Genomic DNA, 19863 nt, shown 5'->3' with positions numbered 1-19863 from the left:
GCGTATTGAATGAACACCACGAATCCAAGCAATGCCAAATGTGAAAGAGTCTTTGCCATGTCCGCCCAGCATAAAACATCCACCGAATTCTGGAAACATAAACGTCTGAGCCAAATGAGCCACGATGAGTGGGAATCCTTGTGTGATGGCTGCGGTCGCTGTTGCTTACAAAAGCTGGAAGATGAGCAAGATGGTCGAATGTATTACACGCGTGCGGCGTGTAATTTGCTCGATATTGATACCTGCCGCTGCAGTGATTATCCAAATCGTCAACAACGGGTGCCAGAATGCATTGAACTTGGTATCGCCAATGCCCATTATTTCGATTGGTTGCCGGATACCTGCGCTTATCGTTTGCTAGCAGAAGGCGAGCCTTTACCAAATTGGCACCCGTTAGTCAGTGGCGATCCACAATCCGTGGTCAGAGCGGGGATTTCGATTCGAGATGTAGCGATTCCTGAACATCAAGTTGACGATATTACCGAAGAGGTCATTGCCCTTCGTAAACCCCATTACCCGCATGACACCTGAACAAAGCCGTGACTTTACGGCACGCCTAGAAGCGGCCGCGATCTTTCTGCTCGAACGAGAAATTTTCAGAAAACCGGATGATCTAGCCCGCCGCTTTGGGCTGCCGGTACCCGTAGTTCGCTATTGGTGGCGGCAAACAGATCAGACCACGCAACCTGTCATTCAAGACCAGCTTTCAGCCCGTGATGTCAAAGCAATTCGCAAAGCACATCAAACGTTGGAAGGCTGGGAAAAAGTAAAACGCTATCGTCCCGCTTGCGGAGCACGTTTACCCGGTGGCAAACTCTGTAAACGCAGCGTGGCAATTCGACCACCTGAAGCTTGGGGAATGGGGGCGCTCGCCGATAGATGCCGATTACATGGTGGATTGGCAAAGCGTCTGCGTAAAAAAGAGTGCAATGAAGCCGATGAGGAATCCTGAATCGCCATTTTTTGGTAAAGGGGCTTTATGCTGGAAACAACCGAATTATTCTGCATTATTCTCCGTCACTGTGCTGAAGGGGATTCGGGCACATTATTTTTAACTACAACTGATAATAAGGCATGTCATGTCGTCTTTGATAAGGGCCGAATTGTGGCTATGTCCTGCGGTACCACCAGAGGTGCGGACGTCGCCGATATGCTGCCAAAGCTGACTATTCAGGCCTGTCAATTTAATAGTGCATTACAAATGCCTCTCAGCAGCCGGGCTAACATCGCAGCGGAGCAAGATATTTTTAGTCGTCTCGGTATTCGACGTCAGCCCATTGATGCTCCCCAGCCTGAAATGCAACAACGTGTTTATCGGGGTCAGAAGTTTGCCGTCGCTATCGATACCAAGCCACAACCAGATTCCAGTCTTAAGCCAGCAACAAAAAGCAAACGGATTTATCGTGGTCAAGTTATTCAAGATGATTGAATGCACTGTGATTTCTCTGAAAAATCGTTACACTGTGCGCCCTGACAAACGGGTTTCATTGAGCATATGATGGTAGACAACAGCACGACTTTTAACCAAAATTTATTTTCTTTTCTGGACGCGTCCCCAACGCCTTTTCACGCCGTCCAGTCACTGGTCGCTGAATTAGGCAAGCAAGGCTTTAAACCTTTATCGGAACAAGCCGCTTGGGGAACGCTGGCTGCCGGGCGTTACTACATCATCCGCAATGGCTCTTCACTCATCGCGTTCACGTTGCCTGAAGCGTGTAATCTGGCAGAGCAGGGGGTGCGGTTATTGGGCGCACATACCGACAGTCCTTGCCTGAAAGTCAAACCCCGTCCAGAAAATGTTAGCCAACAACTTTGGCAGCTTGGCGTAGAAGTCTATGGCGGTGCTTTATTGAATCCTTGGTTTGATCGTGATTTATCAATGGCTGGGCGGGTCAGTTATCTCGATCAAAAGGGCCAGTTACAACACGTTCTGATCAATTTCCAGAAACCACTGGCGGTCATACCGAGCCTGGCAATTCATTTGGACAGGGAGGCGAATCAAAACCGGAGTATTAATCCACAGCAACACTTGCCGCCAATTATTATGCATACGGAGCCGGGCGAGCAGCCTGATTTTCGTGCGTTGCTGGAACAACAAATCCGTACGGAACATGCGGATCATCCCATCGGCACAGTCATGGATTACGAAATTGCGTTGTACGATACCCAGCCAGCTGGCTTTACCGGTCTCAACAACGACTTTATCAGTGCCGCCCGGCTGGATAACCTGTTAAGTTGCTACACCGGTCTGCAAGCATTATTAACAGCATCAAATCGTCCTGCCATGCTGGTATGCAATGACCATGAAGAGGTTGGCAGTATGTCAGCATCTGGCGCACAGGGGAATTTCCTGCAATCGGTGTTACAGCGTTTAACTCAAACACCGGAGCAATACGCCCGGATGATCGCGAATTCCTGGCTGATCTCGGCGGATAATGCCCACGCAATTCATCCGAATTATGCTGATAGACATGATGCAGCACACGGTCCACTCCTGAACAGGGGGCCGGTCATCAAAACCAATGCTAATCAGCGTTATGCCACAAATAGTGAAACTGCGGCCATGTTTCGTCACCTTTGCCAGCAGGCTGACGTACCCGTTCAGGATTTTGTTGTTCGCACAGATATGGCCTGTGGCAGCACAATCGGCCCATTAACCGCCGGCCAAATCGGCATACGTACGATTGATATCGGTGTTCCCACTTTTGCCATGCATTCAATTCGAGAGTTAGCAGGCAGTCAAGATCCCTATTATCTCTATTCTGCACTTAACTACTTTTTTAATTAAATCATAAGGATAATTTAACTATGTCAGAATCAGTTGAAGAACTGACCGTCAGCTATCATGAGGGTGAGCTCATGACTGTTAAGGAGTTGGACAAGGTGGTACTTAGCAAAGGCGCTTGGACAACCATCCTGTTTCGCTATCAGGATCTGGATCGTAAAACGGGTGAATTCGGCCCCGATAAATACACCATTCGCCGCTATCAGAAACGTAACGGTGAATACGGCCAACGCTCAAAATTTAATATTTCCAGTCGCGATCAGGCACAACAAATCGTGACGGCTTTATCCGGTTGGCTAAACAACTAATTGGTATGTTAAGCAAAAGCCTGATCACCAATCTTCTTGCGCTATTGTTAATCGCTTTAGGCTGGTTCTTGCCGGCAGCCTGGCAGTTACCCGTGATGATGACAGGCTTATTTGCACTCGCTGGGGCAGTCACCAACTGGCTGGCTGTCCATATGTTATTCGAACGCGTCCCTGGATTATATGGTTCCGGGGTTATCATGCTGAAATTTGCGGCTTTTAGACAGGCGATTGCAGATCTGTTGATGCAGCAGTTCTTTTCTGAGGCTCATTTGTCCCGATTTAGCCGCACATTGCAGCTGGATCCGCAAACCATTGATTTCAAAAAGATCATTGAACATGCCGATTTAACACCTGCCTGGGACTCTCTAACCGAGACTATCAAGGCGTCGTCGTTTGGTGGCATGTTAACCATGTTCGGCGGGGAGCAGGCGTTGGCGCCGTTGAAACAGCCTTTTATTGATAAAATGCAATTGGCATTTATTGATATTGCGCAAAGTGATGCCGTTCAACAAGCGGTTCATGATCAATTGGCATACGCCACACAAGCACCAGCCCTAAAGCAACAAGTGGCACACATTGTTGATGCCAGACTTGCTGAACTGACCCCCGACATGGTTAAGGACATCATCAAGAAAATGATTCATGCGCACCTTGGCTGGTTAGTCGTCTGGGGTGGTTTTTTTGGCGGCATAATAGGCTTAATCAGTAGCTTCATGATCTGATGTCGGTTTCTTTTTGTCGGCTTTGCCACAGTCCGGTTAGTGATTTTTTTACAGTACAAAAACGCCACTATGAAGCCTGCTTGCACTGTCATGCCGTTCAGCTTGATGTCGCAAGCCTGCCTACACCAGCCGCGGAATTGGCACTTTATCAAACCCATCAAAACGAAGTCGATGATCCGCGTTATCAGGCATTTACCGCCCCAGTCACCACAGCCATTCTCGAACGACAAAAATCCACGGACATCGGGCTGGATTTCGGTGCAGGCCCGGGGCCCGTTGTCGCCCATCAACTGACTCGTCAGGGCTACCAGATAATCGGCTATGATCCCTTTTTTCAGCCAGATAAAATCGCTTTGTCACGACAATATGACTTTATAATTTGTTGTGAGGTCATGGAACATTTTCATCATCCGGCAGAAAGCTTTGCCCTGTTACGAAAATTACTCAAACCTGGCGGGGTTTTATACTGCATGACATCGCTATTTCACGAGCAGCTTGATTTCAAGCAATGGCATTACAAAAATGATGCCACGCATGCTTTTTTTTACCATCAGCAAAGTCTGCACTGGATTCGAGACCAGATTGGCTTTCGCCATTTAGAGAATGACCAGAAACTGATCCTGTTTAGCCGTTAGCCAAACTGCGCTTGAAAATCGGCAGATTCACTAGCAGGCAGCTCAACCGTTACCGTGACTAAATCGGTAAATTGTTGATCCAGCATTTGCCCCTGGCATTGTTTGAGTTGGTATTCGAGTCGTTGTAGCTGGCTGTATTCAATCGTCAGTTGCAGTTGCTGCATGGGTACCCATCGCTGGATATCAGCCGCAGCCAGCGCATCCTTGGCAGCTTGACCATAGGCCCGCGTCAAACCGCCTGTGCCTAACTTGACGCCGCCAAAATAGCGAACAACCGCAACAACGGCATTAATTAAATTAATACCCTGCATTGGGGCGAGAATCGGCCGGCCAGCGGTGCCAGATGGCTCGCCAGCATCGTAAAAGCGTTCATTCAAGCCACTTTGTGTCTGACGAATTCGCCACGCAAATGCCAAATGATTGGCATGACTGTGTTCACCAGCTAATCGTCGTAATTGCTGCATCGCATGCTGCTCGCTGTCACAGGACAGGGCAATACCAATAAACCGGGATTTTTTTATTTCAAAGTCCGCAACCGCAGGCCGGGCCAAAATGACAGCTTCATTTTCCATGCACATTTGTTGTAGGCAAAAACAGACAGACAATTTAACATATCTGCCCCGCGGTACTACGCCATTCACCTATTCTCGATAAACAGGAAGCCATTTTGCCGGAAGAAAATTTTGCTGTTGGTCAACGTTGGGTCAGTCATACCGAGTCTGAACTGGGTTTAGGTTGTATTAGTGAAGTGCAGGGACGTTCTATCGAAGTCAGCTTTCCGGCTGCTGATGCTATTCGCCGCTACGCCGTCAATAACGCCCCTTTAGCTCGTGTTCGTTTTGAGCCCAATGACATTGTATTTGATCAGTCTGGTAACCAACTGATTGTGCAAGATTATCAGGAGCATAATAACTGCCTGATTTATGCCTGTCAGAACGACCAAGGCACGTTACAGGTTTTGCCAGAACAAGATTTGCAAAATAGCATTCAATTTCGTGATCCCGGTAAACGTTTATTTATTGGTCAAATCGATAAAAACAAACAATTTGTATTGCGTCGCAAAGCACTGGAATATGACCATCTCAGCCAAAAAAGTCCGTTATATGGGCTGATGGGTGCCAGAGTTCAATTATTACCACATCAGATATACATTGCTGCACAGGCTGCCCAGCGTTTATCTCCACGATTGCTGTTAGCCGATGAAGTTGGTTTGGGAAAAACCATCGAAGCCGGTCTCATCATGCACCAACAATGGCTGGCTGGCAGAGCCCGCCGGGTATTGGTAATTGTGCCTGAGCCGTTATTACATCAATGGCTGGTTGAGATGTTGCGTCGATTTAATCTGCATTTCACCTTAATTGATGCCGAGCGATTTACCGCAATTCATGATAGTGGCGAAAACCCTTTTGAAAGTAATCAGTTGATTCTGACCAGCATGAAAACACTGCTGTCTGACACTGTTATTAGTTCGGCAGTAACCGACGCTCAATGGGATATGCTGGTTGTTGATGAAGCCCATCATCTGCAATGGCAGGCCGAAAAGGCGAGTGCAGATTATCAATTAGTGGCGAAACTGAGTGAGCTTGTACCAGCAGTACTGCTGTTGACCGCCACCCCGCAGCAGACCGGACTGGCCAGCCATTTTGCTCGATTGCGGCTGCTGGATCCGGCTAGATTTTCCAGCTTGGCCCAATTTGAGCAGGAAGAACAGGCTTATCAACAGATTACGATGTTGATTGAGTGCTTGTTGACTGCAACTGATGTTCAAAGTTTGATGCAGTCAACGCATTTCAATGCGCTGACTGAAAAGCTGGATCAACACACCTTACAAAAATTGCTCGAACCGGAAACCTTTGCAATCGCCAGACAACAAGCGTTTCGACAACTCCTCGATTACTTTGGTACTGGCCGCTTGCTGTACCGCAATACCCGCCAAAATGTAGGGGACTTTCCCAAACGCATTTTACAACGGTATCCGCTACCAGAAGACACAACAGAACAACCGTGGCCTGAGTCAGATCCACGGATTGATTGGCTGCTCAGCTGGTTACAGTCGTTTAAACCAGCAAAAGCGTTGCTGATTTGTCAGCAGGCAGAAATGGCTAGCGAACTGGAAGCCTTTTTACGCGTTCGTCATGGTCTGCGGACAGCCGTTTTTCATGAAAATATGAGTTTGCTACAGCGCGACAGGGCAGCCGCTTATTTTGCCGAGCAAGAATCCGGTGCTCAATTACTGATTTGCTCTGAAATCGGTAGTGAAGGTCGTAATTTTCAATTCTGTCATGACCTCGTTTGTTTAGATCTGCCTCAGCATCCGGATATTCTGGAGCAACGCATTGGTCGCCTAGATCGCATTGGTCAGCGTCACCCAGTTACCATTCATGTTCCTTATATCGAACATAGTGCACAACATCACCTGCTTGATTGGTATGACAAGGGGATGGATGCATTCAGCGAGGTACAGACCATCGGCGAAAATCTCTACCAACAATTTTCGGCACAATTACAGTCTGTCATGGTTTCGCCCCAAGATGATGTTGCTATCAAGGCGTTGATCCGTGAAACACGCCAGCAATATCAAATCTTAAAAACGCAGGAACAGACAGGCCGCGAGAAACTACTGGCATGGCATTCTTTTGATCCAGCCGAGGCAGAAAACCTGCTAGCCGAATTGGAATCTGCCAGCAGACCAATTGAACTGGCTGACTTTATTTCGGATTTCTGTGATGCCTTTGGTATAGATCATCAGTCACACAGTGCTGATACCGTTATTCTGATGCCAAGCGAGCAAATGCAGCAACAAGATTTACCCGCGTTACCTGAAGAGGGCATTACCGGCACATTTCAACGGCACAAAGCCTTGTCACGTGAAGATATCGCTTTTTTTAGTTGGGAACACCCCTTAATTCGTAGTGCGATTGATACCGTTTTAAGTCACGAGCTGGGTAATACCGCTTTTTGCACATTAACAGACGAACGATTTCCTGCTGGTACGTTACTCATCGAATCACTTTGTTATTTTGATATTCCAGCACCACCCGGATTACATAGCCAACGCTATTTACCTTGCCAATATCGCCGTTTAGTCCTAGATGAAAAGGGCCGTCAATTGACTGAAAGTTTGCCTAGCGAAATATTAGATCCGCTCGCTGGACGCATTGATAAACCCACGGCAAGACAACTGGTGAGTCATGCCCGCAACCAAATTGAACTGTTAATTCGTCAAACTTGGCAGACCTTACAGCACGATACTCAAAAATGGATAAACTCGGCAAATCACGCTGTCGAGCAGGAAATAAACGCAGAAGTCAGCCGATTGGAAACACTGCAATCTATTCAAGGAAACTCGCTAAAGGCTGAGATAAGCTTATGGCAGCACAGACAATCACAGCTGTTATCGGCAATTTCAACGGGCCAATGGCGTCTGGATGCGATCCGAGTCATTATTGTGACCAATAATTAACAGCTATACGCCACAAAAAAGTGTACAGATGAAGATATTATGCTGAGGAGATAACCATGCTGAGGAACGTTTTAGGTGTACTTATATTGTTTGGTAGCGCAGGTATCAGTCAGGCAGAGCCTAACCCTGTCACCTTAACGTCACTCACAAATTATGTCTTTCGTCAGGCACCCGAAAGACTTGCTGAACAAAGCATAATAGATACCGCTGATGCGTATGCTGAACGCGCAAAAACTTGGTTTGCAGAACCGGCCAGTCTCAATTTATTTCACTATAACGATGCCATTGGCAGTAGCAATGGTTTGCAAGAATGGGAAACGAGTATTTCTGCACCAATTTGGTTATCTGGTGAACAGCGTAGACAACAAAACTGGGCTCAGGAGTTGAGCAATCAGTTACCTTATTATCAACAAAAACATCGTTTACAAGCTGCTGGACAGGTTCGACAACATATTTGGACAGTGGTGCATGCTGCGGCTCGCGTCAGACAAACGGAAATCCGCCGAGATAATGCAGCAGGATTATTCGAAACGGTTAAAGCACAGGCCGAAAAAGGCTATTTAGCGACGACGGACAAACTCATTGCCGAACAACATCGCATGGCAGCTCAAAATGATCATCTTCAAGCCCAAGCGGAATTGACACAAGCTATCAACCAATATTATTACCTTACTGCTCAACGACAACTACCCGACAATGTTGTTGAAAGCCTGCCATCATCGTTAAAAATTACGGTCGATCATCCCTTGCTAGCTGAACTCAGCCAACAAATCACTATCCTGCATAGTGAAATGGCTAGTACCTCTTTGACCGCCAAGCAAAATCCAAATCTCTCACTTGGGATTAAACGAGAACGAGGTAGCGGATCTGAGCCATTTAACAACAGTCTAGGCCTCGGTATTTCTCTGCCTATTGGGCAAACAAATTATGCCAAAGCTTCTGTCGCAGAAGTTGGCAGAAAGCTCGCAAATATTGAAGTGGCGCGTCAGTCGCTCAAGCGTCGATTAGAAAGTAGTTTATTACATCAACGTGATACGCTCTCTGCACTGAGAGACAAGCAGCAACGCCTCCAAGCGCAATTTTCTCTCAGTGAAACGTATCAGCACAAACAGCAAAAAAGTTTCGATCTTGGTCAGATTGACTTACGGACTTTATTGCTTGTTGAAGCAGAACATAACGCCACCCGAAATCAACTCCAAATGACGCAGATTGAAATCAATCAAACCATAGCCCAAATTAATCAGACGCTGGGCATCATGCCTTAAAAGTCTTCTGCCTGCATTCGGTTAACGAGATCTTCCCAGAGTGACAAGCGAGATGCATCACCAACCCGTTGCCCGGTACCGCGAGACTTGGACAGCCATAAACCACGTCCATTAAAACTATAAACAGGAATCAGATCTGGCCGGCGATTTGCGGGTTCAATATCAATCACCAGATTATCCAAAACTAATGGCATTGAACGTGGCGTTTCGTAATAGGTAAGCACCATATGCGCCTGATCCAGTTCAATCGCCTTTACGTAAGTAATCCGTAGTTTTTCTTCATCAATGCCAATCGCTTTCAAGGTGAAATATTTGGCAATGGAATAGTCTTCACAATCACCTGCACCAATAGCCAGCATTTCGGCAGGTGTTGCCCAATAATCTTTTTTTCCCCATAACGCCAGATCATCAATAAACTGCACATTACGATTAAAAAACGCATTAACGGCGTTGAGTTTTTCCTGCTCAGACAGATCCGTGGCGTCATCCATCAGGCTTTGCCACTCTTCAAAACGCAAACGAGAAAAGCGATTATGTTTTTCTTCAATTTTCTTTAAAAAAGGTTCGGAAAAACGAATATCTGCAACCAACGGCCATGACAACATGGCAAGGCAAAGCAAAAACCCGCCAATCAGGTTACGGAATGTCCTGCTGCGATTCATTGACTGTTAACGGCTAATACCGTACAGCCCAATCCGACGCACATAGTGGAAATCTTCATCTTGGCTGACACTTTCCACCAGAATTTTGATTTCAAGCAAACTGGAAACCTCCTGCATAATATCGAGGAAATCCGGCTTGCTACTATGCTGATGGATATCGGTAGTCAAATCGCGCGCCAAACGCACATAATCCACTTGCAGCTCTTTGATTTTTTCTACCGGAATCACATCACTGCTATAACGTTTGAGCAGGGTAGTTGCGCCTAAACGTCGAACAAATACGCCAAACTCTGCAAAAACAGGCAGCTGTTTCGCCGCAGCATAGGCCGTCACACTAAAGACCAGCAAGTGCGCTGGTAACGAAAAGGTGACAAGTCGTTCGCGTAACCACTGACGGAACGCTGGAGAGGCAACGGAATGCATGGACAAGTTAATGGTGACCGGACTGTTAACCTGCTGATGTTCCATTGTCGTCAGAATCTTATTCACAATCGTGCGGTCCAGCTGTTCAACCAAGGCAAACTCTTCGGCCATCGAGAAGAAAGTCCCTGTTGGCAGCGTCTGGCCGCTGACATCTGTGACCAGCGTAAAGGCTTCCATCATTACCAGACGTGGATCTTCTGTCTCATAATTATGGGCCTGATTGGTAAAGGTGATTTCTGGTGTATTGTGTTCAATCGCACGTTTAACAGCGGTTTTCCAGCCTTGCTCGTTAATAGAGCTGAGTGAATCCTGGCGCACAAAATACGCATTACTGCCGATCAATCGTGCTTGCTCATAGGCCTCGACAGCGGCAGGTAATAACCGAGCGTATTCACTGCTACGCTCGAATTGGACAATACCGATATGCAATAAATCACTCTCTTGATATTGCTGCCCGAGATTATGAATTGCTTGTTGTAACTTTTTGGCAAACAGATGAATGCTGCCACTGTCGGTACCCGGTGATAAGACGACGAATTCAGAACCATACAGACGATAAGACTGAGCAGGGGCGAGCGCATGCTGCTTAAGCATATCGGCAAAGTCGATGAGTAACTGATCCACCCCTTGCTTGCCTCGATCCCGGACTATGCCTGCCAAATCATCAAATTTTAAATACAGCACATGACCTTGCTGACCATCCGCCAAGGCACTTTTCATGTTTTCGGTAAAGGTTTGCTGATTGAATAGCCCGGTCAGTGGATCGCGTTTTAAACTGTCTGTCAGATTCTCTAGTTTGGCATTTAATCGCGCAATCATGCCGCCAATTTTGCCTGACATACTATTCATTGATTGCGCGACTTCACGGACTTCCGTGGTCCACGGCATTTTTTCGATGCGCACAAAATTACCCGCAGAGATTTCATTGGCTTGGCTGCGAATTGCATTCAAGGGTTTTAGGGTCAACCGTAAAACAACGTACAACAATGCCATTGCCCCGAGGAAAAACAGCAGGCTATAAAATAATGTTGATCTGAACTGTTGCCATAACTTCAGATACCCATACCCAGGGTTGCTGCTCACATGTAAGGTACCGCTAATCGTCCAGCCTGAGCTGATTTCAGATACCGCTGTTGCTGTTTCAATCGGTAGCAACGTAATTAACCAGTCTGGCACTCCCTCGATCTCAACCGGATTAGTCAGCGTCACCAACGCTTCACCGTCAATGTTTTCCAAGCGCATTTCACGATAGTAACCCGTATCAAAAATCGCATTCATCATCGTACGCAGTATGGGATCCTGTTCATCGGTCATGTGAGGACTAAGCGATAAACCTAAGGAGGTAGCGGTATCCTGAACATGAATTTCTGATTCCACCTGAAGATAACTGCGAATATTATTCATGCTCAGGGTAAAGTTGACCGCAAACACAATCACAAAAATCAGCGTAACAAGAAGAAATAACTGCTTTGAAAGTGACATATCACCACCCCGTCCCAGGCGATTGAAAGAACATGAAAAAAAGCCACATCTGCGGCCACTGATTAGGCTTAACAATACGCTGCCAATTCAGGCAGAGCAAGCGTTTTTGGCTGGTAAAACCAGTTTGTTTGCTTTCGTTTTATCAGGCAGATTGCTAGGATCGTGGTTTTAAATCAGACAGTCCGAAATCCATGTTCAGTGTTTTGACACAAATGGCCGTGTTAATCGCCTGTGGCGCGTTGTGGCACAGATTTGCACCACAACATATTTCCTCGATTGCACATCGCCGTGCTTTAACTGATCTGGTGTTTTATATTCTCCTGCCTGCCTTGATTATTGATGTGATCTGGCAAACTGATCTCAATGCCGGATCAGTGCAAATTTCTCTGATTGCGTTGTCTGCATTAGCTTCGGCAATGTTTGCCATGTGGCTCGTGTTGCGCTGGCTGAACGTCAGCCAGACCCAGACTGGCGCACTGCTATTGGCAGCGAGCTTCCCCAATGTCACATATTTGGGGCTGCCAGTTCTCGACCAAGCTTTAGGAAGTTGGTCTAATTCATTGATTTTGCAGTATGATCTGTTTGCGTGCACGCCCGTTTTAATGACGGCAGGCATCCTGTTGGCACGCCATTTTGGCGACCAAGAAGTGTCACTCCATCCATTGAAAGCATTGCTGAGAATTCCGCCTTTATGGGCGGTCACACTCGCCGTGATGTTGAATTTGTTGCAAGTACCCAGACCTGAGATATTGCATCATGCCCTGGCCACACTATCAGGTGGTGTTGTGCCGCTGATGCTGATTGCACTTGGTATGAGCATTCGCTGGCAAAGCTTTCACTTTCGCTTATTACCGCTGCTTTTGCCGGTTGCGTTAATTTCACTCGTCTTGGCACCAGCGGTCGTGTGGGGTATCGTCCAGTTCATGCCCGTCACACCCGAAGTTGGCATGACCGTCGTCTTGGCAGCGGCAATGCCGACCATGGTGTTTGGTTTTGTCATTTGTGAACAATATGGTTTGGACTCAAGTCTTTACGCGGCGGCTGTTGCGTTGACCACGATACTCTGTCTGGCAACGCTGCCGGTTTGGTTTTACTGGGTAAGCTGATCCTGCCAGGTAAATCCAGTTTCGGTTATCGCTTGTTTAAGCAGTGTCATGGCTTTTTCAACCTGTTCTGCCGCACCACGCAAACTCATTTCAATATGTGGCGGTTCGCCAAGGCAGGGGAGACTGGATAGTTTGAGTGACGGAAAATCCGAATCTATTTTTTGCATAATGAACAACAGATCTGACTCACGTCCCCCAATGACATAGATGATTTGTTCGCAAGCAGGGCGCGTATCACGTAAGTCAGCATAGTGATGTGACATGACCCATTCGCACATCGGCCATGCCATTTCGGGAAATCCTGGCATGAAGTGGCCAGAAGCAAAACTGAACCCGGCGACATTATTTACGGCGTTGGGAATGAGCGTTGCGCCCACAGGCAGATGCCCCATCAACACCCGATTAGGGTAGGCACGCTCAGCATAGGTTTGCTCAATCAATCGAATTGCTTCTGGGTGCGGCTCAATGGCAACCCCGACCACTTTGGCGACGGTTTGCCGCGTCCGATCATCCGGTGTGGCACCAATGCCACCAAAGCTAAAAAAGATATCCTCGCTTTGCATGGCAAATCGCATGCTGCGTTCAAGCTGTTGGGGATCATCGCCGGTTAAATGAACCCAATCCAATTCAAGTCCACGTTTAGCCAGGAGCGACTTAAGAAACTCAAAATGCTTGTCTTGTCGCTTGCCTGAAAGTATTTCGTCACCAATAATCAATGCACCAATAGCCATCTCTACTCCGGTCGATTACGCATAAAGTCAGCTGTTTGAACAAATGAAGACATCAATTGTTCGGCAAACAGCGGCTCCAAGTTCATTTTCTTTAACGCTTGAGCCATGCAATACAACCATTGATCACGTTCCTCAATACCAATTGAAAAGGGCAGATGCCGGGCACGTAATCTGGGATGGCCAAATTTTTCAACATACAATTGAGGGCCGCCCATCCAGCCACTCAGAAACCAGAATAATTTATCTTCGCTGGATTGGATTTGCGTCGGATGCATCTGACGAACCAAACTGGTCTGCGGCGTATCCGACATAATTTGATAAAAGTAACGCACCAATTGGCGAACACCTTCTTCACCGCCAATTCGCTCATAGGGTGTGGCAATTTCTGACATAATTAAACCTTGTTAAAGCCAGTATTTTAGCTGTCTACAGCAATATCTCAAAGTGGCGCCGACTTGCGGCTATGTTTCGTGGCCGGGATAATGGCCGATTTCTTTCACAATCAAAGGAGCAAAATCCGATGAGTGACAAAATCATCATGCGTACCGGTGAATCTCTGGTTGCCGGCGGGCCCCCATTTACCGCTGCAGAACCAGAAGTCGTTATTGGTGAACTGGATGGTCCGTTTGGCACCGCGTTTGCCAACTTAATGGGTGACCAGGTACAGGGACACTCACGGGTTCTGGCTTTAATGAACACAGACATGCAGGTTCGTCCTGCCACATTGATGGTCAGTAAAGTCACGGTGAAAAAAACCGCTTACACCAATATCCTGATGGGTACGGTTCAAGGCGCAATAGCCAACGGCGTACTGGATGCCGTCCGTAACGGTACGATCCCTAAAGAAAAAGCCAATGACTTAGGCATTATCGTCTCAGTTTGGTTGAACCCAAGCATCACGACTGTCGAAGATCTGGATCACGTTGCCTTGTTTAACATTCACCGTGAAGCTACCCGTCGTGCTATCGAAAAAGCAATGAACAATGAACCTAGCATTGATTATCTTCTGGAAAATCAAGACAAACTGGTTCACAAGTACTACCAAAAAGAATTGGACGCACAAAAGTAATTTCGTTAATTCGGAATTAATTGTCTTGGTGTGAGGTCTTAACTATTGTCGTTAATCCTCGTAACCTTATCAGGCCTGTATGCAGATGCATACAGGCCTTTTTTTTGCTGTGTATAATGCCGCTATGAGCCAGTCAACCGTCGCAGGCAAAGACTTATATTCCATGGACAAACTGATGCGGGAAACCCGTCAGTTAGCTGCGCGCTATCGACAAACCACCGGCACCAGCTTGCCGGTTACCGGCGAAATTGCACGATTTGACGCAGCCAAAGCGCTTGGGCTCAAACTAATTGATGATACCGCAGCCGGATTTGATGCGATTGGTCATCAACACTGGCCCGATCAACGGCTTGTCATTAAAGGCCGAACCTTGTTTGAAGAGAGTCGGAATACCACGCCAAAAATTGGCCAAATCAATTTACAACAGGAATGGGAAGCGGTGATCCTGGTGCTGTTTGATGATCAGTATCAGCCAACCGAAATGTATTATGCCAGCCGACATGATATTCAAACGGCATTAGAACGACACACGGGCAAAAAAAAACGCGGCGGTATGTCCGTCGCGCAGTTTAAAATTATTGGTGATCGGGTCTGGACCACCGAAAATGGGTCCGAATTATCCGTTTGGGATAATCAGGCAGGTTAACTAAATCAAGCAGGTCACGGAGACGAATATGGAAATCAGTGAATTTATTTTTTGGGGTTTACTGGTGGTGGTTATTGTTTATGCCATCATCATGTTTAACCATTTGGTCAGCCTCAAACACAACGTCAAAAAAGCCTGGTCCAATATCGATGTGCTATTAAAACAGCGTCACGATGAACTGCCCAAACTGGTGGAAACCTGTCGCCAATACATGCAGTTTGAACAACAAACTCTGGAAAAAGTCATGCAGGCAAGAGCAGCCGTGTCTGCCGCGCAGGCAAATGGCGATGTTCCGGCACTGGGCGCTGCCGAAACTGAAATGCGTCTTGGTCTGGGTAATCTGTTCGCTGTTGCTGAAGCGTATCCTGATTTGAAAGCAAATGAGACCTTTCAACACCTGCAACAACGTATTAGTGGCCTGGAAAATGCGATTGCCGATCGCCGCGAGTTTTATAACGAAAGCGTCAATATTAACAATATCCAGATCGAACAATTTCCAGACTTGGTGATTGCGCGTCTGTTTCGGTTCCGTGCTTTTGACTTGCTAGAGTTCAGTGAAAGCGAAACCGCTGATGTGGATCTGGGCGCATTGTTTAATCGTTAATGGAAAATGTACGCAATATCCTGGCTGGTATCATTCGTTCATTAGAATCAGGTGAATTTACATTAGCCAGCCTGCTGATTATCGGCATCGGTGCAGGCTGTTTTTATTATTTGATTCAATCATTGCAGCGTATTCGACTGCTCAGTGGTAAACCAACCTCAAAAATTCGGTCCGCTCATCAAGGTTGCATAGAACTGGCTGGTAGCGCTGAGCTCATGCCTGGCTCTCCTGTTGTATCACCGGTATCCGGGCGTCATTGTGTCTGGTATGAATACGTTATCGAGCAACGCCAAACTGTGCTGAATGGCAGCCGAGAACGAACCAGATGGTCGACCATACAACGTCAACGCAGTGATGCATTATTTTATTTAAATGACGGCAGCGGCCAATGTGTCGTCGACCCCGATGACGCAGAAATAATGCATGTCAAACAGCGACGCTGGCGCGATCCCGTTAATCGAAATCGACGTTATAGTGAGCGCACTATTGTGCCAGGGCAGCAGCTTTATGCGATTGGCTGGTTTCAAACTATTCAGGCTGCTACACAGATGATGCTGAAAGAGCAGGTCAGTTTATTGTTAAGAGAGTGGAAACAAAACCTGAATCAATTATTGGCCAGATTTGATACCAATAAAGATGGTCGCTTCAGTGATAAAGAATGGCAACGCGTTGTTGCTGCTGCCAATGCCCAAGTAAGACGCGAACATTTAACAATGCAACCGGATGCCATTCATCTGCTTGGCAAGGGCCCCGGCAGAAGCAGTTATCTGATTTCAGTCATTCCTGAAGCCAAATTACGTCGCCGCTATCAAGTACAATTTTGGGCTGCCCTGATTGGTTTCCTGTGCTGCGGCAGTCTCTGGGTATGGGCGTTACAAATCCGACAGGTTGGCTGATGCGGGATGAGCTGACGGCACTTTTCAATGAAGATGGTGTGCTTTCTCAACAAATAACAGGCTTCCAACCTCGCCCTGCGCAGCAGGAAATGGCCGAACGCGTTGCCAATACACTTAGCAACGGCAACCTGCTTATTGCTGAAGCAGGCACAGGCACAGGCAAAACCTTTGCTTATTTAGCTCCAGCCATGCTGTCGGGACAAAAAGTCTTTATTTCAACGGGCACAAAGAATCTCCAAGACCAACTCTATCAGCGTGATTTGCCGGTTCTACGACAAACATTAAATGTGCCACTGATGACTGCCATTCTTAAAGGTCGCAGCAACTATCTCTGCCATCACCGTTTGGGACTGGCAGAAACAGACGATTCATTGCTCAATGACCAAGCTACACTCAGCAAACTGAGAAAATGGGCAGAACAAAGTGATCACGGGGATCTGTCTGACACGCAATTATTAGACGCTGATAGCCATTTGCTACCACGGGTCACTTCGACAGTTGATAATTGTCTCGGCACGCAATGCCCAGAATATCAGCACTGCTTTGTTGCTGAAGCACGGCGTCGGGCGCAGGAGGCCGATATTGTCGTTGTAAATCACCATTTGCTGATGTCAGATCTGGCCTTAAAAACAGCGGGGCAGGGTGAGGTTTTACCCACTGCCGATGCCTATATTATTGATGAAGCACATCAGCTACCCGGCATTGCCAGCCAGTTTTTGGGGCTAAGGTTAAGCAGTCATCAAATTACTGAGCTATGTCGGGATGCAACGCAAGAAATGCACGCCGAGGCTTCCGATATGCCAAGTATTGCAACGGCATCAGATAAACTGCAGACGGTTTTACAACGTCTCAGGGTCTATTTGGGAAGCGAGGTACTTCGTCGTCCCTGGTTTGCTGGAGAAGGCGATGAAACCCAACAAAACCTGCTGGATGCCGTCGCCCAAGCGTTAACAAATCTGGCTGAAGAACTTGAGCAAGCCTCGCCGCGCAGTCAAGGGTTAAGCCAATGTCATCAACGTGCTGAAAGCCTGCTTGATTTACTGGAATACTTTCAGGCAAACGCTGAACCTAGCGATCACGTCTTATGGCTGGATAATCGACTCAGTGGCTTTATTTTAAACGCTACCCCATTTGATATCAGTGGGCCGTTTCAGCAATGGCTTGATGACAAACCGGCAGCCTGGATATTTACCTCAGCCACATTAACCGTAGCGGGTCAATTTAATCATTTTAAACAACAGCTTGGCATTGACGATGCAGAAACGGTTAGCTGGGAGAGTCCCTTCGATTACCAGCAGCAAAGCTTACTCTTTTTACCCGAAACAAAATTGATGCCCGCATCCGTTAATTACAATCAACATATTGCCGATGTCGCCAGACAGGTCATCACATTGAGCGGCGGTCGAACCTTTTTATTATTTACCAGCTATCGGGCGCTCTACGAAGTGGCTGAAGCCTTAAAAGACTGCGGCCATCCCTTATTGGTGCAGGGGAGTGGGGGTAAAGCACAACTGATTGAGCGATTTCGGGAACAGGGAGACGCCGTTTTGCTCGGCACCAGCAGTTTTTGGGAGGGGGTTGATGTGCGGGGGGACGCCTTACGCTGCGTGTTAATTGATAAAATTCCATTCGCGTCACCAGGTGACCCGGTTTTAGAGGCCCGTATCAATCTGCTGAAAATGCATGGTGGCAACCCATTTCGTAGCATACAAATTCCATCCGCTGTTATTCAGTTAAAGCAGGGCATAGGGAGGTTAATTCGTGATGTCCGTGATTATGGTGTGTTGGTTTTGTGTGACCCAAGATTACTGAATAAACCTTACGGTAAAGTGTTTTTACGCAGTTTACCAGCCATGCCGATCACACAAAATATTCAAGACGTGGCCGATTTTCTGACAGAAAAATCTGTCGACCAAGCCACTCATTAAATGCCCTCAATTTAAGTCAAGAGCATATTCTTTTAATAAAGTGAGGGGAATGATGTCGGTTGCCCGTTGATGTGTGCTGGCGAGGTAAACCTGAGGCGCCCGTTGATTTTGATGTGCCTCCAGCCATCTTGCAGCACATAAACACCAACGATCGCCCGGCTTTAAACCCGGAAAGTTATATTCTGGAATCGGCGTCACCAAGTCATTACCCCGAAACCGGGAAAACTCCAAAAAGGCTTGTGAAACTGACACACAAACTGTGTGAGAGCCAAGATCGTCTTCACTGGTATTACAGCACCCGTCTCTAAAAAAACCGGTCAACGGCGTATGACTACAATCCTGCAATGGCTCGCCAAGCACATTTAACGCTTTGGTTTGAACAGAGCGCAGCATGGTTACTCCAAATGAAGCTGACTATTCACATGATGATGCATATCTAACTCAGGAATCGTTAAATGCATCTTGATGGAGAGGGTGGCATTATCGGTAATCTGCCCAGACTCAAGCGCCGCCTGAATAGACTGCTCAATCTCACGATGAGACGTAATACCCACCTTTTTAAGAAACTGACGTATTTCCAGCGATAGGGTTTCTGAGTTCATGATTAGGCAGCCTCTATTTATCGTACTTAATGTATTTGAAGCGGGCATCATCCGGGGTACCAACAAGTGCACCGTCATCCAGGCCAGGTTGCCACATCACAACTTCTTCGATTTTCTGAGCTAATTCAAAATCTTTATCCGTAATACCTTTGGCTGCATGATTAGTGAGCTTAACAATCACAAAGGCATAAGATGCCGTCAAATCTGGATGATGAAAGGCCGCCTCAGCCAAATGCCCAACCGTATTAATGACCATCAACGTACTTTTCCAGCCACTAGTCTTATATTTACGGCGAATCCAGCCATTTTCCAAATACCAATGTGGCAGAATCTCAGCGAGGCGTGCCGTCACCTCGTCATCATTATAAGTTCGCTCTTTTTCCTGTTCACGCCATTCAGACATTTTATTTCCTCCAATTTAGTTTCTTGAGTGTATCAATCTCATCCAAGACAGCAAAACGGAACTGACCGCCCGATCCTGTTTTAAATACAACATCATCAAAAATCTGCAGGATTTGTTATCAACCAAAATTGAT

The 19863-nt window shown here is 47.0% G+C and carries 23 protein-coding genes; 15 read left to right on the top strand and 8 right to left on the bottom strand.

What is annotated here, in order from left to right; translation table 11 throughout:
* The first annotated feature begins 57 nt into the window (after positions 1-57).
* The 7 genes from Q7C_RS00115 to Q7C_RS00085 all read left to right on the top strand — a co-directional run bounded on the left by Q7C_RS00115 (position 58) and on the right by Q7C_RS00085 (position 4450).
* Entirely contained in the window at positions 58-531 is a 474-nt protein-coding gene (locus Q7C_RS00115) for a YcgN family cysteine cluster protein (RefSeq protein ID WP_014702662.1), read from the top strand.
* A complete protein-coding gene (locus Q7C_RS00110) occupies positions 521-952 on the top strand; it encodes a hypothetical protein (protein WP_014702661.1) in 432 nt (143 codons plus the stop codon). Before Q7C_RS00115 ends, Q7C_RS00110 begins: the two co-directional genes overlap by 11 nt.
* 27 nt (positions 953-979) lie before the next feature.
* The gene (locus Q7C_RS00105) at positions 980-1429 is read left to right on the top strand and encodes a hypothetical protein (protein ID WP_014702660.1); all 450 of its coding nucleotides are present in this window, start codon (positions 980-982) and stop codon (positions 1427-1429) included.
* 66 nt (positions 1430-1495) lie between these two features.
* On the top strand, positions 1496-2788 hold the full coding sequence (locus tag Q7C_RS00100; protein WP_014702659.1) for a M18 family aminopeptidase: 1293 nt from the start codon (positions 1496-1498) through the stop codon (positions 2786-2788).
* A 20-nt stretch (positions 2789-2808) separates the two neighbouring features.
* Positions 2809-3093, top strand: a complete 285-nt coding sequence (locus tag Q7C_RS00095; RefSeq protein WP_014702658.1) for a hypothetical protein — start codon at positions 2809-2811, stop codon at positions 3091-3093.
* A complete protein-coding gene (locus tag Q7C_RS00090) occupies positions 3078-3815 on the top strand; it encodes a DUF445 domain-containing protein (RefSeq protein WP_238532328.1) in 738 nt (245 codons plus the stop codon). Before Q7C_RS00095 ends, Q7C_RS00090 begins: the two co-directional genes overlap by 16 nt.
* A complete protein-coding gene (locus tag Q7C_RS00085) occupies positions 3815-4450 on the top strand; it encodes a class I SAM-dependent methyltransferase (RefSeq protein WP_014702656.1) in 636 nt (211 codons plus the stop codon). The genes Q7C_RS00090 and Q7C_RS00085 overlap by 1 nt, the downstream gene beginning before the upstream one ends.
* Here Q7C_RS00085 and Q7C_RS00080 read toward each other — a convergent pair.
* Positions 4447-5022, bottom strand: a complete 576-nt coding sequence (locus Q7C_RS00080) for an IMPACT family protein (protein ID WP_014702655.1) — start codon at positions 5020-5022, stop codon at positions 4447-4449. The two genes, Q7C_RS00085 and Q7C_RS00080, sit on opposite strands and share 4 nt — an antisense overlap.
* A gap of 95 nt (positions 5023-5117) precedes the next feature.
* Between Q7C_RS00080 and Q7C_RS00075 the strand changes: the two genes are divergently transcribed.
* Together Q7C_RS00075 and Q7C_RS00070 are read left to right on the top strand one after the other, a co-directional pair.
* Positions 5118-7913, top strand: coding sequence for an SNF2-related protein (locus tag Q7C_RS00075; protein WP_014702654.1), 2796 nt, complete (start codon positions 5118-5120; stop codon positions 7911-7913).
* A gap of 56 nt (positions 7914-7969) precedes the next feature.
* The gene (locus tag Q7C_RS00070; RefSeq protein WP_041366278.1) at positions 7970-9178 is read left to right on the top strand and encodes a TolC family protein; all 1209 of its coding nucleotides are present in this window, start codon (positions 7970-7972) and stop codon (positions 9176-9178) included.
* Here Q7C_RS00070 and Q7C_RS00065 read toward each other — a convergent pair.
* Both Q7C_RS00065 and Q7C_RS00060 read right to left on the bottom strand, forming a co-directional pair.
* Positions 9175-9840 carry a transglutaminase-like cysteine peptidase gene (locus tag Q7C_RS00065; RefSeq protein ID WP_014702652.1) on the bottom strand — a complete coding sequence of 222 codons (666 nt, stop codon included), beginning with the start codon at positions 9838-9840 and terminating at the stop codon, positions 9175-9177. The genes Q7C_RS00070 and Q7C_RS00065 overlap by 4 nt on opposite strands.
* A gap of 6 nt (positions 9841-9846) precedes the next feature.
* Complete coding sequence (locus Q7C_RS00060; protein ID WP_014702651.1) at positions 9847-11745, bottom strand: bifunctional diguanylate cyclase/phosphodiesterase; 1899 nt, start codon at positions 11743-11745, stop codon at positions 9847-9849.
* Between the two features lie 191 nt (positions 11746-11936).
* On the opposite strand from Q7C_RS00060, the gene Q7C_RS00055 reads away from it, so the two are divergent.
* Entirely contained in the window at positions 11937-12851 is a 915-nt protein-coding gene (locus tag Q7C_RS00055) for an AEC family transporter (RefSeq protein WP_014702649.1), read from the top strand.
* Here Q7C_RS00055 and Q7C_RS00050 read toward each other — a convergent pair.
* Together Q7C_RS00050 and Q7C_RS00045 are read right to left on the bottom strand one after the other, a co-directional pair.
* Positions 12836-13582, bottom strand: coding sequence for a competence/damage-inducible protein A (locus Q7C_RS00050; protein ID WP_014702648.1), 747 nt, complete (start codon positions 13580-13582; stop codon positions 12836-12838). The two genes, Q7C_RS00055 and Q7C_RS00050, sit on opposite strands and share 16 nt — an antisense overlap.
* Positions 13583-13584: 2 nt before the next feature.
* Positions 13585-13974, bottom strand: coding sequence for a group II truncated hemoglobin (locus Q7C_RS00045; RefSeq protein ID WP_014702647.1), 390 nt, complete (start codon positions 13972-13974; stop codon positions 13585-13587).
* A gap of 128 nt (positions 13975-14102) precedes the next feature.
* On the opposite strand from Q7C_RS00045, the gene fae reads away from it, so the two are divergent.
* From fae to Q7C_RS00020, 5 genes are all read left to right on the top strand, one after another.
* Positions 14103-14651 (top strand): formaldehyde-activating enzyme, encoded by a 549-nt coding sequence (gene fae / locus Q7C_RS00040; protein WP_041366765.1) that lies wholly within the window; start codon positions 14103-14105, stop codon positions 14649-14651.
* A gap of 124 nt (positions 14652-14775) precedes the next feature.
* Positions 14776-15297, top strand: coding sequence for a hypothetical protein (locus tag Q7C_RS00035; protein ID WP_041366763.1), 522 nt, complete (start codon positions 14776-14778; stop codon positions 15295-15297).
* A 28-nt stretch (positions 15298-15325) separates the two neighbouring features.
* Positions 15326-15901 (top strand): LemA family protein, encoded by a 576-nt coding sequence (locus Q7C_RS00030; protein ID WP_014702644.1) that lies wholly within the window; start codon positions 15326-15328, stop codon positions 15899-15901.
* Positions 15901-16797 (top strand): E3 Ubiquitin ligase, encoded by an 897-nt coding sequence (locus Q7C_RS00025; RefSeq protein WP_014702643.1) that lies wholly within the window; start codon positions 15901-15903, stop codon positions 16795-16797. The genes Q7C_RS00030 and Q7C_RS00025 overlap by 1 nt, the downstream gene beginning before the upstream one ends.
* A complete protein-coding gene (locus Q7C_RS00020) occupies positions 16767-18725 on the top strand; it encodes a DNA repair helicase YoaA (protein ID WP_238532327.1) in 1959 nt (652 codons plus the stop codon). The genes Q7C_RS00025 and Q7C_RS00020 overlap by 31 nt, the downstream gene beginning before the upstream one ends.
* 6 nt (positions 18726-18731) lie before the next feature.
* On the opposite strand, the gene Q7C_RS00015 is transcribed toward Q7C_RS00020, so the two are convergent.
* From Q7C_RS00015 to Q7C_RS00005, 3 genes are read right to left on the bottom strand one after another with little or no spacing between them, the layout of a single operon-like run.
* Positions 18732-19118, bottom strand: a complete 387-nt coding sequence (locus Q7C_RS00015) for a DUF2237 family protein (protein WP_014702641.1) — start codon at positions 19116-19118, stop codon at positions 18732-18734.
* Between the two features lie 2 nt (positions 19119-19120).
* On the bottom strand, positions 19121-19327 hold the full coding sequence (locus Q7C_RS00010) for a DUF6494 family protein (protein WP_014702640.1): 207 nt from the start codon (positions 19325-19327) through the stop codon (positions 19121-19123).
* Between the two features lie 13 nt (positions 19328-19340).
* A complete protein-coding gene (locus Q7C_RS00005; RefSeq protein WP_014702639.1) occupies positions 19341-19730 on the bottom strand; it encodes a 4a-hydroxytetrahydrobiopterin dehydratase in 390 nt (129 codons plus the stop codon).
* Between the last annotated feature and the right edge of the window lie 133 nt (positions 19731-19863).

Source organism: Methylophaga frappieri (assembly GCF_000260965.1).
GTDB classification, from domain to species: domain Bacteria; phylum Pseudomonadota; class Gammaproteobacteria; order Nitrosococcales; family Methylophagaceae; genus Methylophaga; species Methylophaga frappieri.
Note: the sequence above shows the minus strand (reverse complement) of the source record. Positions and strands in the feature narration are given on the sequence as shown.